This window comes from Methylocystis sp. Sn-Cys (genome assembly GCF_016745395.1).
Classification (GTDB): Bacteria; Pseudomonadota; Alphaproteobacteria; order Rhizobiales; family Beijerinckiaceae; genus Methylocystis; species Methylocystis iwaonis.
Map to the genome: position 1 here is coordinate 81,200 of NZ_JAERVJ010000006.1, position 13,755 is coordinate 94,954.

10 protein-coding genes are annotated in these 13,755 nt (G+C 62.2%); 8 read left to right on the forward strand and 2 right to left on the reverse strand.

All coding sequences use genetic code 11. The features are described 5' to 3' along the window. Positions 1 to 2 precede the first annotated feature (2 nt). From JJT62_RS12815 to JJT62_RS12840, 6 genes are all read left to right on the forward strand, one after another. Positions 3 to 1,778, forward strand: coding sequence for an IucA/IucC family protein (locus JJT62_RS12815; protein WP_202073163.1), 1,776 nt, complete (start codon positions 3 to 5; stop codon positions 1,776 to 1,778). Between the two features lie 278 nt (positions 1,779 to 2,056). Further along, complete coding sequence (locus tag JJT62_RS12820; protein WP_202073164.1) at positions 2,057 to 2,941, forward strand: MFS transporter; 885 nt, start codon at positions 2,057 to 2,059, stop codon at positions 2,939 to 2,941. 281 nt (positions 2,942 to 3,222) lie between these two features. Beyond that, on the forward strand, positions 3,223 to 4,656 hold the full coding sequence (locus JJT62_RS12825) for an IucA/IucC family siderophore biosynthesis protein (RefSeq protein ID WP_246744894.1): 1,434 nt from the start codon (positions 3,223 to 3,225) through the stop codon (positions 4,654 to 4,656). After that, on the forward strand, positions 4,653 to 6,485 hold the full coding sequence (locus tag JJT62_RS12830; protein ID WP_202073166.1) for an IucA/IucC family siderophore biosynthesis protein: 1,833 nt from the start codon (positions 4,653 to 4,655) through the stop codon (positions 6,483 to 6,485). Before JJT62_RS12825 ends, JJT62_RS12830 begins: the two co-directional genes overlap by 4 nt. Beyond that, positions 6,482 to 7,288, forward strand: coding sequence for an aldolase/citrate lyase family protein (locus tag JJT62_RS12835; protein ID WP_202073167.1), 807 nt, complete (start codon positions 6,482 to 6,484; stop codon positions 7,286 to 7,288). The genes JJT62_RS12830 and JJT62_RS12835 overlap by 4 nt, the downstream gene beginning before the upstream one ends. 7 nt (positions 7,289 to 7,295) lie before the next feature. After that, positions 7,296 to 8,513, forward strand: coding sequence for a type III PLP-dependent enzyme (locus JJT62_RS12840; protein WP_202073168.1), 1,218 nt, complete (start codon positions 7,296 to 7,298; stop codon positions 8,511 to 8,513). Between the two features lie 404 nt (positions 8,514 to 8,917). Here the strand turns inward: JJT62_RS12840 and JJT62_RS12845 are convergent, their stop codons facing one another. Both JJT62_RS12845 and JJT62_RS12850 read right to left on the reverse strand, forming a co-directional pair. Beyond that, the gene (locus JJT62_RS12845; protein WP_202073169.1) at positions 8,918 to 10,060 is read right to left on the reverse strand and encodes a PepSY domain-containing protein; all 1,143 of its coding nucleotides are present in this window, start codon (positions 10,058 to 10,060) and stop codon (positions 8,918 to 8,920) included. A 66-nt stretch (positions 10,061 to 10,126) separates the two neighbouring features. Continuing rightward, a complete protein-coding gene (locus JJT62_RS12850) occupies positions 10,127 to 12,085 on the reverse strand; it encodes a TonB-dependent receptor (protein ID WP_370568554.1) in 1,959 nt (652 codons plus the stop codon). A 563-nt stretch (positions 12,086 to 12,648) separates the two neighbouring features. Between JJT62_RS12850 and hemP the strand changes: the two genes are divergently transcribed. Continuing rightward, positions 12,649 to 12,771 carry a hemin uptake protein HemP gene (hemP, locus tag JJT62_RS19575; protein WP_283484295.1) on the forward strand — a complete coding sequence of 41 codons (123 nt, stop codon included), beginning with the start codon at positions 12,649 to 12,651 and terminating at the stop codon, positions 12,769 to 12,771. A gap of 253 nt (positions 12,772 to 13,024) precedes the next feature. After that, on the forward strand, positions 13,025 to 13,741 hold the full coding sequence (locus JJT62_RS12860; RefSeq protein WP_202073172.1) for a hypothetical protein: 717 nt from the start codon (positions 13,025 to 13,027) through the stop codon (positions 13,739 to 13,741). Positions 13,742 to 13,755: the final 14 nt, after the last annotated feature.

Genomic DNA, 13,755 nt, shown 5'->3' on the forward strand with positions numbered 1-13,755 from the left:
TCATGCGCCAACCGCTCATCGCCTCAGCCGACCCTGTGCTCGCGGAGCTTCTGGAACTCTTGTGGACGGAGGACATCGCGGGCTTTCGCTCTCGGATGCTGGTCGAAGCCCGAGACGGCCGAGCGACTGCCTGCTTGCGCCTCGGCGAGCACGCGCTTTCGGCGGAGTTGGCTTGGGACGCCTGGCGCGAGGAGCTTCGACCGGTGGCGGTCTTCGAGCGCTCGTCGGGGGATGTTCGTCGGACACTAAATGCTAGAGATCTGTTGTGGATTGCGCTTTCGAGTCTGAGCGATCTCGATCTCGCCATACTCGATCGCACCATACGTCAGCTCGACGATAGCGTTCAAAATTTCGAGTTTCTGGAGAAAGCCGCTCCTCGCCTCGAGAATGAGAGCAAGCTCGCCCTCGCAAAGGGCGACAATTCGATCTGGGAACAGTTAGCGGCGTGGCGCGACAGGCCTTTCCATCCTCTTGCGGGCGGCAGGGGAGGCTGGGGACGGGATGAAATCGAATCCTATGGAGCGGAGTTTGGGCGCTTATTTGCGCTGCGTTGGTGTGCGGCGCCGCGTGATCGTATCCGGATGTCTCCCGCGATGGAGCGTGGAGAGCCGGCGGATTTCATCCTCGACTCACCCCAGGCGGAAGCGTTGACGGAAAAAATGGCGCGAAGCGGCCTTGCGGAGAGTCATATCGCGCTACCTGTTCACCCTTGGCATTTGGACACTGCGGTCGCTCTGGAATTCACCCCCGAATTAGCCTCGGGCGAGATCGTTGCGCTAGAGTTCATCGGACCTCTCGTTTCTGCAACGTCGTCTTTGAGAACAGTTGCAATTGCTGCAAATCCGCGTCGCCACATCAAGCTCCCCTTGGATGTCTGTACGCTGGGCGTGCGCCGGCTCATGAGCGCTCAGTCGCTTCACAACGGATTGATGGGCGCAGCGCTGCTGGAGCAAGCCTGCTCGCGTAGGCCGATCATTGGTGCGCGGGTTCGGATCGCCGACGAAACACGCTTCTGGACTTTCGACGAAGCCTCGCACGACATATTCGCACCACGGACGGCCGTTCTCGGTTGCGCCATTCGCGACCTTCCTGTCTCCGCCAACGACACGGCGCTGGTCCCGTTGGCGAGCTTTTCCGTCGCGCCATGTGCGGGATTGCCTCCGGTGATCGAACAGGCGCTCGAGATTCGGCCCGGAACAAGTGTCGAAGGCTTTCTCGAGGAGCTCTTTCAGCTCGTCATCGGCGTCGCTATCGAGGCGCTGCATTGCGGCTTCATGCCGGAGATGCACGGTCAGAACGTCCTGATCGAGCTGGTTAGGGGGCAGCCTACCAGGATCGTGCTGCGCGATCACGACACGGTGCGCTGCCTACCGGAATGGCTGAGGAGAGCGGGCCTTCAGCCGCCGGCCTATCTGATCAAAGATCCCCGCCGCGCGACCATGCTCCTGGAGCGCCCGGAGAGCCTGATCGCCTATGCGCAGACACTGCTGTTCGATGTCGCCCTGCGTGCGATCTGCGAAGCGATCGATCGTTCGGGGCGTCTCGAGCTTCACGCCTCGAAGCGCCTCCTCCGGCGCGTCACTACGCGGGAGATCGAGACGCTGGAGGCGCCGCCAGATATACGCGAGCGGCTGAGAACCGCTTTTCTCGATGATCGAGAATGGCCTTTCAAGCAGATTTTGACTCCTCTTCTCGCAACCACGCAACTCGGCCTCGGCATGCCAAGTGCGATCGGCCGGGCGAAAAACCCGCTCGCGAATCCGGAGCAGGCCGCATGAGCGCGTCTCTTCTGAGCTCCCGACACGCTTCGCTTCTCCTCGTGCAATTCCTGACGGCCGCCACCCCACTCGCCGTTATCCCGTTCCTCTCGTTGCAGTTGGAGCAACTGACGCGAGGTCGGACAGCGGAGGCGTCTTTCTGGACCGCGGTGGCGGCTGCCGCGCCCGCAGCGACAGCGGTGGTTGCGACACCGTTGTGGAGTCGTTTCGCGCGCGGGCGGGAGGTATCTCTGCTGCTATCTTCGACCTGCGTGTTGACCGCCGCGAGTTACGTAACCATGGCCATCGCGGATGGCGCCGCGACTTTCGCGATCGGTCGCGCTCTGCAGGGCGCCGCCGGCAGCAGCATCATCCTGCTGCTCGCCATCGACGGCTCGAGCGCGCGTCCCACGCGCGGCTATATCGACTTACAGCAAGCATTCTCCGCAGGCTGCTGTGTCGGGCCCATTCTCGGCGGATGGGCTTTCGCGCATCAGCGCCTCTCGGTCTTATTGTTTTTCGCCGCCGCCGCTCTTGTCGCGCTCGCGACCGCCTGCGCCCTGCTCTTCCGGAGCGCCTACTTCGATCCACCGCAACGACGCGAAGGCGAGACCCAATTGTCCGAGTCGGTCTTTGCACTTGGCGGTCGCAATCGCGTCCTGATCGTCGCCGCCCTGTTCGGAACGGCTGGCGCTTTCGGCTTCATTCCTTTTTTCGCCGAGTGGGCGATGAGGCGAGACGCCGCCCGTCTCGACTCGAGCGCCGCAGGCATGGTCCACGCGTCGGCCTGGTTAGCCGCGATGATCGTCCTCCCCATTTGGAGCCGAGTCATCGAAAGCGTGGCGGCGACCCGTTCGATCGCGTTTTCACTGTTGGGGACGTCGGCGGCCTGCGCAGCGCTGTCCCTTTCAGCAACCACGCCCTGGATTATCGCTTTTCGCGTCGCGCACGGAGCCTTTCATTCTGGGCTCAATCCGGCCGTCTACGCCGGCGTTCGCCAATCGGACGAAGGAGTCGGCGAACTCGCCTCGGCCCGTACTGCTGTGACCTTGGGGCAGATTCTCGGGCCTGCGCTATGCGGCGCCGTCGTTCCCTTTGCCGGCGTCGATGGCGCGCTCGCGCTCGCTGCGGGGCTTCCCGCCGTTGGACTGCTGGTTCTCCTCAGCGTGCGAGGCGATCGATGACGACCACGAGCGAAGAACCTGCGGCCTTTTGGGACCGTCTGGAACGAAACCGGCTGATCAACACCTGGGTGCGAGAGAGATGCCCAGAGCTTGCCGCGAGGATGGCGGAGAGATCCACAGAGGCGGCGGCAACCGTCTGGGAGATTCCTCTCGGCCGCCAATCCCTGCTCGCCGTCTGCGGACGCTACTCGCCAGGCGGATTCCACGATTGGAACGCGGTTCGGCTCCATGACTCTCGGACGAGCGCAGATCAAATCGCGCCGTTCGATCTCGCCCGCCTCATGCTTGACTCGCTCGGCGATGGAACAGCAGACGCGAGAAATCAAGCCTGCGAACGGATTCTTCATTCGATCGAATCGAGCCGCAACCACGCCACATTTCTCTCGAAACAGGAGCTAGTCTCTTGTGCAGAGCAAGCCGAGCGCAGTCTTTGGTTCGGACATCCTTTCCATCCACTCGCAAAGAGCATCCTCGGTTTCACGTCGAACGATTTCGACAGATACGGGCCCGAACGGCACGCGCGATTTCAGCTCTGCTGGCTTCTGGCGAAACCCGATCGGGTCGAGAGCTACGGTTGCACGCCAGAGTCGATGTCGAGCGCCGACGCCGTTCTGACCGCGGCGTCCGGATTGAGCACGAGTGTGATCGCCGGACGGACGCTCATTCCCTGCCATCCTTGGCAGGCCGAACGGCTCAGGAACATTCCGCATATTCGCGACGATTTGGATTCGGGAACATTGTCGCTTCTCGGTCCGTCGGGCGACGTCTCCATACCGACCTCCTCGGTGCGGACCGTTTGGTTCAAGGAGCGCAAACTTTTCGTCAAACTTCCTCTCGAAGCTCGCATCACCAATTTCTCACGCGTGAACACCGCAGAGCAGTTGGCCCGCAGCATAGCTGGGGCGCGCGCGATCACGGCGGCCGCAGAGCAGGTGCGCGCAGCAGGGCTCTCCATTCTGCGGGAGGCAAGCGGACGAATCCTGCGCGACCGGCGGGATTCTCGCCGCACCTATCCCGAGACTGGCTTTCTCTTGCGATTGGCCGACTTCGACGAAGGCGCCGATCCGATCGTCGTCGCCGGTTTCGTGGAGCGCGATCCCCGCACAGCTCGTCCGAATCTGTCCGCCATCGCAGGACAGCATTTCGATGGACAGCAACGGACATTCGAGTGGGTCGAAAGATACATGGAGGTCGTTCTGCTTCCACTCGTCAGGCTGTTCGCCACGACAGGTCTCTGCCTCGAGGCGCATGCGCAAAACAGCCTCGTCGGTTTCGAGAGGGGCTGGCCACGGCGCCTTTTCGTGCGCGATCTTGAGGGGGTCGCCGTCGATCGCGCGGTTTTCCAGCGCGCCTGTCCGTCCGTCGTCGATCTTGACGAAGCCTTGTTCTACGAGCGCGACGTGGTTCGTCGACGTTTTCTCTATTACGTCATCGTCAATCACGTCGCGCACGTCTTATCCGTCGTCGCGGAGCTTTCCGGCATGAGGGAGGAAAGCCTATGGGCGGCGAGTCGCAGTGTGCTCGAGAAGGAAGCGGGCGCAGCCCGAACAATTATCGAAGAGATTCTTTCCGCGCCTTTCCTGCCCGCCAAAGCCAATCTCATGAGTTGCGTCGCCGGACGCGGTGAAACGCCAGATTACGTGATGATCGCCAATCCGTTCACCGCCGGATGCGCCAGTATTCGTCCTAGAAATCTCGAAGAGGCTTCGCCATGACCCCATGCGAACCGAGCTATGCCAGGGCGCATGATCAAATCGATCTTGGCGCATGGGCGGCGGCCGGCCGTCGAGTCGTCTCGCAATTGCTGACGGCCCTCGTGAACGAAAGCCTCACGCCCTACTGCGCGGTTTCGATCGAGCCGGTCAATTCCCGCGAAGTGGAAGTCGTTCTGGACGTCCTTCCGGGAGCGCTTCGCTATAGGATGCGGGCGCGTCGTGCGCTCGCCTACGATCGCCTGTTGGTCATAGAGGACACGGTGCGCAGAATATCGGACACAGAGCAGAACCTCCCCGGTCCGATGCGTCTGCTGACCGATCTTTTTCCAGCGCTTCCAGGAACGCGGGAGGCCCGAACGCAGTTCGTAGAAGAAATTCTCCGTACCTGGTCGAACCACGCACAATCGCTCTGCTTTGGCGCGGCCAGAGGCGCCAAATTATTGGCGCTTCCGTTCGAGGAGGCAGAGAGCGCTCTGACCGATGGGCATCGGCTCCATCCATGCTTCAAATCCCGCATCGGCTTCTCGCCCAGCGACAACCTTGCTTACGGACCCGAATTCGCTAACGCCGTCCGACCGGTTTGGCTCGCCGTCCATCCGGAACTGGTAGCGAGCCGCGCTATTCGCACCGGGCAGGACCAAGATCATGCCATTATCGCTGCGTCGATCGACGAGGCGAGCAGGCGAGAATTCGCCGCCGTGCTCACCAGCATGGTCGACGAGCCAAGCGCCTACCACTGGCTGCCCGTGCATCCCTGGCAATGGGAAAGGATTGTGGAAGCGGGAACGGTTGCGCCGAGGGCGGATTCGCGCATCGTCCTCCTTGGGAGATCACAGCGCCGATATCTGCCTCAACAGTCGATCCGCACGCTGTCGGATATAACCGAACGTCACGCGCCGTCTCTGAAACTCGCTCTGTCCATACGCAACACGTCGACGGCGCGGACACTCGCGCGCCATACGGTCTTGAACGCACCGATCGTCAGTGAATGGCTGAGAAACATCGCATTCTCGGATTCCTTCCTCAGCAAAACGGGAGCAATTTTTCTCATGGAACATATGGGCAGCGCCGTTGCTTTGCCGAGAGATGACGATCCGGCCGGAGGACTGACCGGCGCTCTGGCGGCGATCTGGCGCGACCCCATCGGAATCTTTCTTGCCGAAGACGAAGAAGCCGCGCCTTTTTCGGTGCTCACCCATCTCGATCACGACGGCCGGCCGGCAATTGAGGACTGGATTCGGCGACATGGCGCGCAAGCATGGACATCGGCTTTGCTCCGTGCGGCGATGCTTCCGGTGGTCCATCTGCTTCTCGCTCGCGGGGTCGCCCTCGAGAGCCACCAGCAGAACATGATCTTGGTGCATCGCGAGGGATGGCCGGTCCGCGTTGCGCTGAAGGATTTCCACGACGGCGTTCGGTTCATCCCGAGCAAGCTCGATGCGCCGCGCCCGAACCTCGCCCCGACCCCTGTCGAGCATGCGCGCGTCAATCGCAATTCCTATGTGGAGGCGAGCGATCCCGAAGACGTGCGCGACTTCATGTTCGACGCTCTGTTCGGCGTCAATCTCGCCGAACTCGCCTTGTTCCTCGACCGCCACTTCGATTTCGACGAACAGCGTTTCTGGCTGCTGGCGATCGATATGCTTCGAAAATATCTGTCGGAAAACGACAGCGCGCGCGCTGGCGTGAAGACGTTTCGTTTTCTCGATCCGTCGGTCGCTGTCGAAGATCTCGCGCGGCGCCGTCTAGAGCCAGACGCCACTTCGGGAAGGCGCGCACGCAATCCTCTCGTCGGTCTGAACGGCGACGTCGTCGGGATGTTCTCGTGACCGCGCGGCTGAGGCTGCGAAGCCTGCTCGATCAGGGCCAGCCCGCCGGAGGGCTTTTCCTTTCCCTGCCCGCCCCTCAAATCATCGAGATCGCCGCCGTCGCAGGATTTGATTTCGTTCTGATCGATCTGGAGCACACGCTGATCGGCGGAAGGGAGCTGGAGGAGCTGATCGCCGCGGCCGATCGCTCGGGAATAAGCGCTTTGGTGAGAGTGGCGGATGCGCGCTCCGAACGTATTCTTCCGGTCCTGGACGCGGGAGCGGCCGGCATCGTAGTCGCGCGCGTCTCGAGCCTCGAGGACGCGAGAGAAGCGATTCGCCGAGCGCGCTACGCCCCCTTGGGGAACAGGGGATTGAATGCCGGCCGGCTCGGGCGTTTTGGAGACTGCGACCTGCCCGCGCTTCTTCGGCAACTCGATCGGGAAACGCTCCTGATCGCGCTCATAGAGGATGCCGTCGGCCTCGCCGCCGCCGAAGAGATCGCTTCTCTGCCCGGGCTCGACGGCCTGCTCCTCGGAGCCGCCGATTACTCTCAGTCGATTGGCGTCCCCTGGCAAACCACAGCGGAGCCCGTTCGGGCGGCGGACCGACAACTCGCCGCGATCGCCCGTCGAACCGGCCGCTATTTCTTTGCAATTCCGCGGCGCGACGAGGATGTCGTCGATCATCTCCGCGACGGCGCGCTCGGAATCATCGCCGGCAATGACCGTGGCGTTCTGCGGCAGGCGCTTTCGTCCAAAGACCGCCTCTGGCGCGAGATTTACCGCAGGCAAGAATTGCAAGAATTGGAAGCAGGAGAATAGAGGACGAATGACCGCCTTCGCTCCATCCCTCGAAATGATAGAACATCTGGTCAGCCGCGACCGTCCGGTGTCGGCCTTCATCCATGATCTCGACGCGCTCGATCGTCACGCGCGTCGGCTCGTATCCGCTCTGCCGCCGGGGGCCGATCTTTTCTACGCGATCAAAGCGAACAGCGATCCGGCCATACTGAGAACATTGGCGCCGATCGTCGCCGGCTTCGAGGTCGCCTCGGCCGGAGAAATCCGCAAAGTGCGCGAGGCGATCGGGGACGACGCCCGCATCATTATGGGCGGGCCGGCGAGAACCGCCACGGATTTCGCCGCGGTCATCGACCATGTCGTCGAACGCGTGCATATCGAGAGCATTCATCTTCTCCATCTCGCCAACGCGGTGGCCGAGGCCAGGAATACGACGCTTCCCATTCTCCTTCGCGTGAATCTGTCAGGTCCGGTTCCCGGCGCGACGATCACCATGGGCGGACGGCCGACCCAGTTCGGAATAGACGAAGCCGAGATCGACGAAGCCGTCGCCGCGCTCGCCGCCTGTCCGCATCTGCGCTTCGACGGATTTCATCTTCACACCGTATCCAACAATCTCGACGCCGATACTCATGCAGATTTCTGTCTCGAGGCTCTATCGCGAGCGAGGCGCATCGCCGATCGTCACGGGCTCGATCTCCGCGTCGTGAATCTCGGCGGCGGTTGGGGCGTCAACTATGCCAGGATAGACGCTCTTTTCGATGTGGATTGCCTCGCCGGGCGCCTGCGAGACGCGCTGGAGCCGGGTGCGCCGCAAATTCAGTTCGAGTGTGGGCGGATCGTCGCAGCCTATTGCACTGTCTATGTGAGCGAGGTCGTCGACGTCAAAACGAATCATGGAAAGGCCTTTGCGCTCCTGCGCGGCGGTTCCCATCATTTCCGCCTGCCCTCGGCGTGGCGCCACAGGCACCCATTCATCGTCATTAATCGGGAGAACTGGCCATGGAAATGGCCAAGGCGCGCCCATACGGATTGCCTGGTCACCGTGACTGGAGAGCTCTGCACGCCAAAGGACGTGCTGCTCGATGCAGAACCTCTTTCCACTTTGCGCATAGGCGATCTCGTCTGTTTCCTCTTGGCGGGCGCCTATGGCTGGGACATTTCGCACCACGATTTCCTCAGCAATGCTCATCCGGAAAGGATATTTCTGCCCGCTCGGCAGGCCGGCGGGGACAAGGAAAGGTGAACATATGAGAACGCAGAACATTCGCCTCCTCTCGCCCTTGGAATTGAAGCCGCATGAGCAGACCGACAGTTGCCGCGTTCGCCATGTGATCGGTCTCCTCCTGCGCGAGCAGGCATGGACGCGCCCCATCTGTGTCGAGGCGACAAGCCTTTGCGTCATGGATGGCCACCACCGGCGCCTCGCCGCCATCCATTTGGGGCTCGCCGCGGTCCCCGTGATCGCCTTCACCTATGACGAGATCCGGCTCGGAAGCCGACAGCCGGGCATGAGCATAGGGCCGGAGGAATTGATCGATTGCGCAATGCGAGGGCGTCTCTTCCCGCCCAAATCCACGCGCCACGTCTTTCCGCCGTTCCAAACGGATGCTATCCCGCTCGCAAAGCTTCTCTCCTCGCCGGCTCGCCTCAGAGCATGTCCGGAAGAGAGCCCAAGTTACCGGAGACACGTTGACGCGAGTTGGAATTCGCAAGCCTCCGAGCGCGCCTCTTGTTTCGCCACATCACAAAGCCCGTGACGAACAGCACGAGCGGCGCAAAGCCGGATGCGAATGCCGCCAGACGGCCAAGCGCTCCGAAAGTGGCGCCGTTGTGCAACCAGAGCTGTTCAGTAACGTATCGATCGCCCGCCGACATAACATCCGAGGTGCGAGCGTGAACGATGTCGCCCGTCCAAGGGTCGAGCCAAATCGCCCCCCGTGAACGCAGGGCCGGATCGGCTCCAGCCGGACGGAACAACACTCGCCAGGTGTTGCGCGATTCGGTCGGAGGATTGAGGAGCGCGATGTTTGCACCCGGTTGCGCGGCGCGCGCGCGCGCGAGGATTTGATCAGCGGAAAGTTTGCGCGCGTTCTTGTCCAGCGGCGTTGCGACCTTCGGCGAGGGATAGGGCGTGGCGATCGAGATCAGGCCGATCACCGGCCGCATGACGTCGGGAAAAACGATTCCCACGCCGGTAGCTGCAATCATCGCCAGCGCAGGCAAAGTCCACGCGCCGGCCGCATTGTGAATGTCCACGACAAAACGCTGCGGCGAAACGCCTTTGCGGAGAGACATCGAGCGCCAGACGCGCCCCGGCCGCGGCCACCATAAGTATAGCCCCGACAGGGCCGAGCAGAGCAGACAGAGACCCAGGACGCCGACGAGCTCCCTCCCCCACCACTCGCGCAGCAATAGCGAGGAGTGCAATCGGTAGATCGTGAACGCGAACGCGTTCGTATAGTCGCGCCTCCCGAGGACCGCGCCATTCGAGGGGTCGATCATCGTGGTCCAGAGGTCCGAATGAGGCCCCTTGCCGTGCGCATGAATCGCAATCCAAACGGGCCAGGTCGTGTCGGGCGCGATGATGGATGTGATCGGCGCCGGGTCGGCCGCAGCCGCCGCTTGCATCGCTTCGGCGGCCGTAACATTGCGTTCGGAGCCGAGTGGATTGTAGAGCGCCGGATTCAGCGCAGCGTCGATCTCGCGGTAGAAGACGTTGAAGCTGCCGGTGAGACCGATGAGAACGAGCAGAGCGCCGGCGACGAGCCCGATCCATCTGTGCAGCAACATGAACGCCCCGCGTAAACGGTGCGTCCATGCGGCTGCAGAGCCAGTGATCACGGAAGGCTTCCTCTCTCAGAAGTCCACGGTGGTCGAAACCAGGAACGTGCGAGGCGCGCCTGCGGTGAGAAGACCACGTCCGGTCGTCGCCCAATAGTTCGTGTCGAGGACATTCTCGACACTCAGGCGAAGCGTCACCGGCCGGCCCTCTAAGTCGATAGTGTAGCGCCCACCGAGGTCCAGCCGCGTCCAGTCTGGTATGCTCTGCGTGTTGGCCTGATCGTAAAATTGGGACGAGGTGTAGATGACGCGGCCGGTGAGCGTCGCAGTTCCCGGCGCCGACCAGAACGGCAGGTCGTATTCGCCGTATAGGTTGAGCTGCACGTCCGGGACACCGGCGGCGGTCTTGCCATTATTGGTTCCGCTGGCGGTCTTCGTCAGCACGCCGTCGAGCAGGGTGACGCCGCCGAGAAGACGCACTCCCGGCAAAGGCTCGCCGAAGATATTGAACTCCAGACCGCGATTGCGCTGCTCGCCATCGACCGAGAAACGCCGGGTCGTCGGATCGGTAAAGCTGCTCGGCTGCGTGATGTCGAAGGCGGCGAAGGTCAGTCCCAGAACTCCGAAGTCGTATTTCGCCCCGACCTCGATTTGCCTCGCTATGAACGCCGGAAACGCCTCGCCGGCGTTCACCGCATTCACCGGCGCAATGCCCCCCGAGGTCAACCCTTGAATATAGTTCGCATAGAGCGACAGATTCTCGATCGGTTTCACCACCAATCCCGCCGCCGGGCTGAAAGCCTGATTTGTGGAGCTAGACGCGATCAGTCCCGTATTGGCGTTGTAATTTTTGACGTCGATCTGCTGCCAGCGTCCGCCCAGGGTGAGGAGCGCCCTGTCGTCGAAAGCCGACAATGTATCGGCGATCGCGACGCCGCGATTCATGCGCGCGGCGGTCCGCGGCGCGTCTCGCGGTAAACCGAAATCGCTTCGCGCAGGAACATAGAGAGGAACAAAAATGTTCGAGGTGATCGCGCGGCCGACGGTCGAGTTGGTAATCCCCGTGTCTTGCCACAGACCGACAGCAGAAGCTGCGAGCTGATGCTTAATCGGACCCGTCTCGAAGCGGGTGCGCAGACCAATGTCGGTCGTATTGCTCTGCACGTCCTGCGGCGTGAGAGTGGGCGTCGTGCGAAAATCGCCGCGCGCGTTGACTATCTGCAACACTCCTCCGAAGAACAGCTCGTCGAACCGGGAGTGGCCGAACGCCGCGTAAACGGTGGCGTTTTCCGATACGTCATATTCGGCGCGCAATGCGCCGTGCCAATGGTGGGCGTTATAATATTCCCATGGCTGCTGCGGGTTGATGACAAGCGATGGCGAACTTGGAATCGGAAAGCCGGTCGATACGGTTTTTTGCCGCGTTGGCGCGTCGAGATCGCGCCCCTGGAGTTCGAGATCGGTGGTAACGCGCAATCTGTCGCCACGGTAGTCTAGAGCCAGCGCTGCGACCCCGAACTCTTCGCCTTGGAAGTCGATCGGCGTGCTGCCCTTGCGATAGGCGCCATTGAAGCGGATGCCCCACTCGTTATTTGGACCGAAACGGCGGCCGACGTCCACATGTGTGCCGAGCTGTCCGCGGGACGCGAAGCTCGTCGTAACGCGCGTGATTGGCGCGTCGGTCGCCCGTTTGGGAATGAGGTTGATCGCGCCGCCGATTGTTCCGAGCGGCGGCACGCCGTTCAAAAGAGCGCTCGGCCCTTTGAGAACCTCTATTCGTTCCATCGGCTCGATCGCCTGGCTGCGCCAATCGGCGACGCCATAGAGACCGTCGATTGCAAAGTCGCCGGCGAATACCGGAAACCCCCGGACCAGAAATCCATCGATTCCGCCATATCGGGGCGCGTTTGTGCGGATCGAGGAATCATTGTCGGCCACATCCGTCACGGTTCGCGCCTGCTGATCGCGAACGAGCTTTTCCGTATAGCCGGTAAGGCTGAACGGCGTGTCGAAGACATTGCGGTTGCCGAGCACACCCAAGCGAGCGCCGCTGCCGACCAGACCGCCGGCGTACGGCGCAGGCGGCTGCCCGATCACGCTGGTTGGCGGGGATTTACCGGCGGACGGACGAGGCGCCTCTCGCGTGCTGGGCGTCGCCGCTTGTATGTCGATGGTCGGTAAGGCTTGTTGCGCGTCGGCCGGCAATGCGCTGCAAGCGGCGATGAACAACAAAGAAGCAGCGCCGCGTGGCGCGTTGTGAGATATGCCACTCATGAAATGCGAACCCCAGCTCTGTGCAACAATTTCGGCTGGCTGGCTCGGCCCGTCGGCCTGGCTGGCTCGCTACATATGCGCGCCATAGGCGTGCATGTTGGAATGCCCACCCTTGTCTTAGCCGAGACATGACAGGTCGATCAATGATTATGGCCGGTGATCACTTTGAAAGATTTCCAAGCGGCAAACTGCAAGGCTTCCAATGAGACGCTTCGAGCATTGACCGACGACGCTGCTTTGTCGAAATTCTTTGCATGACGAATTTCAACGATCATCCGACAAAGCGGAATCCCGATCCGCAGCAGGCTTCAAAAAGCCGAGCCGTGACTCGCGAGCACCATGCGAGCGACCTCTTGGGCGAGAAAAAGGAAGCCACGATCATCCACGCCGGAGAGCATTACCGCCTCCGCATTACTGCGAACAACAAGCTCATTCTGACCAAATGAGATGCGCGCACCCGGCCGCCAGTTCCGCGCGTCCGGAGCCGAATGTTTTCTAGCAATGCGAGTGCAGGCGATGCGCTTTCGACGTCGGCCTATAGCGACCCCGAGCACGAGCGCCAGTCATGAAAGATACGTCGATCTAACCTGTCGCCATGGTGGCGATGAACGGCGTCACCGATATCGCGATTGTCGCCGACTCGCGCAGCAAGACCGCCCCGGGCGCGAGAACGACGGCGGCGGCTGGAGTAGCGGTAAAATGACTGATCTTACGCCCGCCTCCTTCGAAGCCGGAGCGCTGATGGCCGATCCGCCGCCCGTCACGCCGAATTGGCTGCGGGCCGCGAGTCTTTCGGGCGTGCTGGCGGCGCATGGGGCCGTCGCATGGCTGCTGCTGGCCGTCGCCGTTCCGACCATCTCGAATCTGGATTCGATCAGCATGGATCTCGTGCCGCAAGGCGATTTCTTCGAGTCGCAACAGGTGACGGCAGCCGAGGAACAGCCGCCGCCGCTCGAAGAAGTGGCGCAGCCCGATCTGCCTTTGCCGCCACCCGTGGTGATGTCACCCGACGCGCCGCCCCTGCCGGTGAAGAAGGAAGTGGTCGAGAAGAAAAAGAAGAAGGTCGCCGAAAGGAAGCCCGAGGTCGACCACGCCGACAAGCGACGCGAGGCGCAGGCGCGCCGCCGCATGGGCGCGCCCGAAGGCCATTCGGAAACGCCCGCCATGTCGCAGAGCGATTATAAGGCAATGCTCGCCGCAACGATCCGCCAACACACGCCGGCGACGTCGTCCGCCGGCGAGGGCTCGGCCAGCGTCGCCTTCCATGTGACCGCCGGCGGCGGCATCGCCGGAATATCCGCCAGCGGATCGACGCCTGCGCATGCGGCGTTGGCGCGCCAGATCATGTCGTCCGTCCACGCCCCGCCCCCGCCGGGCGGCGGCTTCTTCGCCAGCCAGAATTTTCACTTCCATTGAATGTGGAGTCTGTC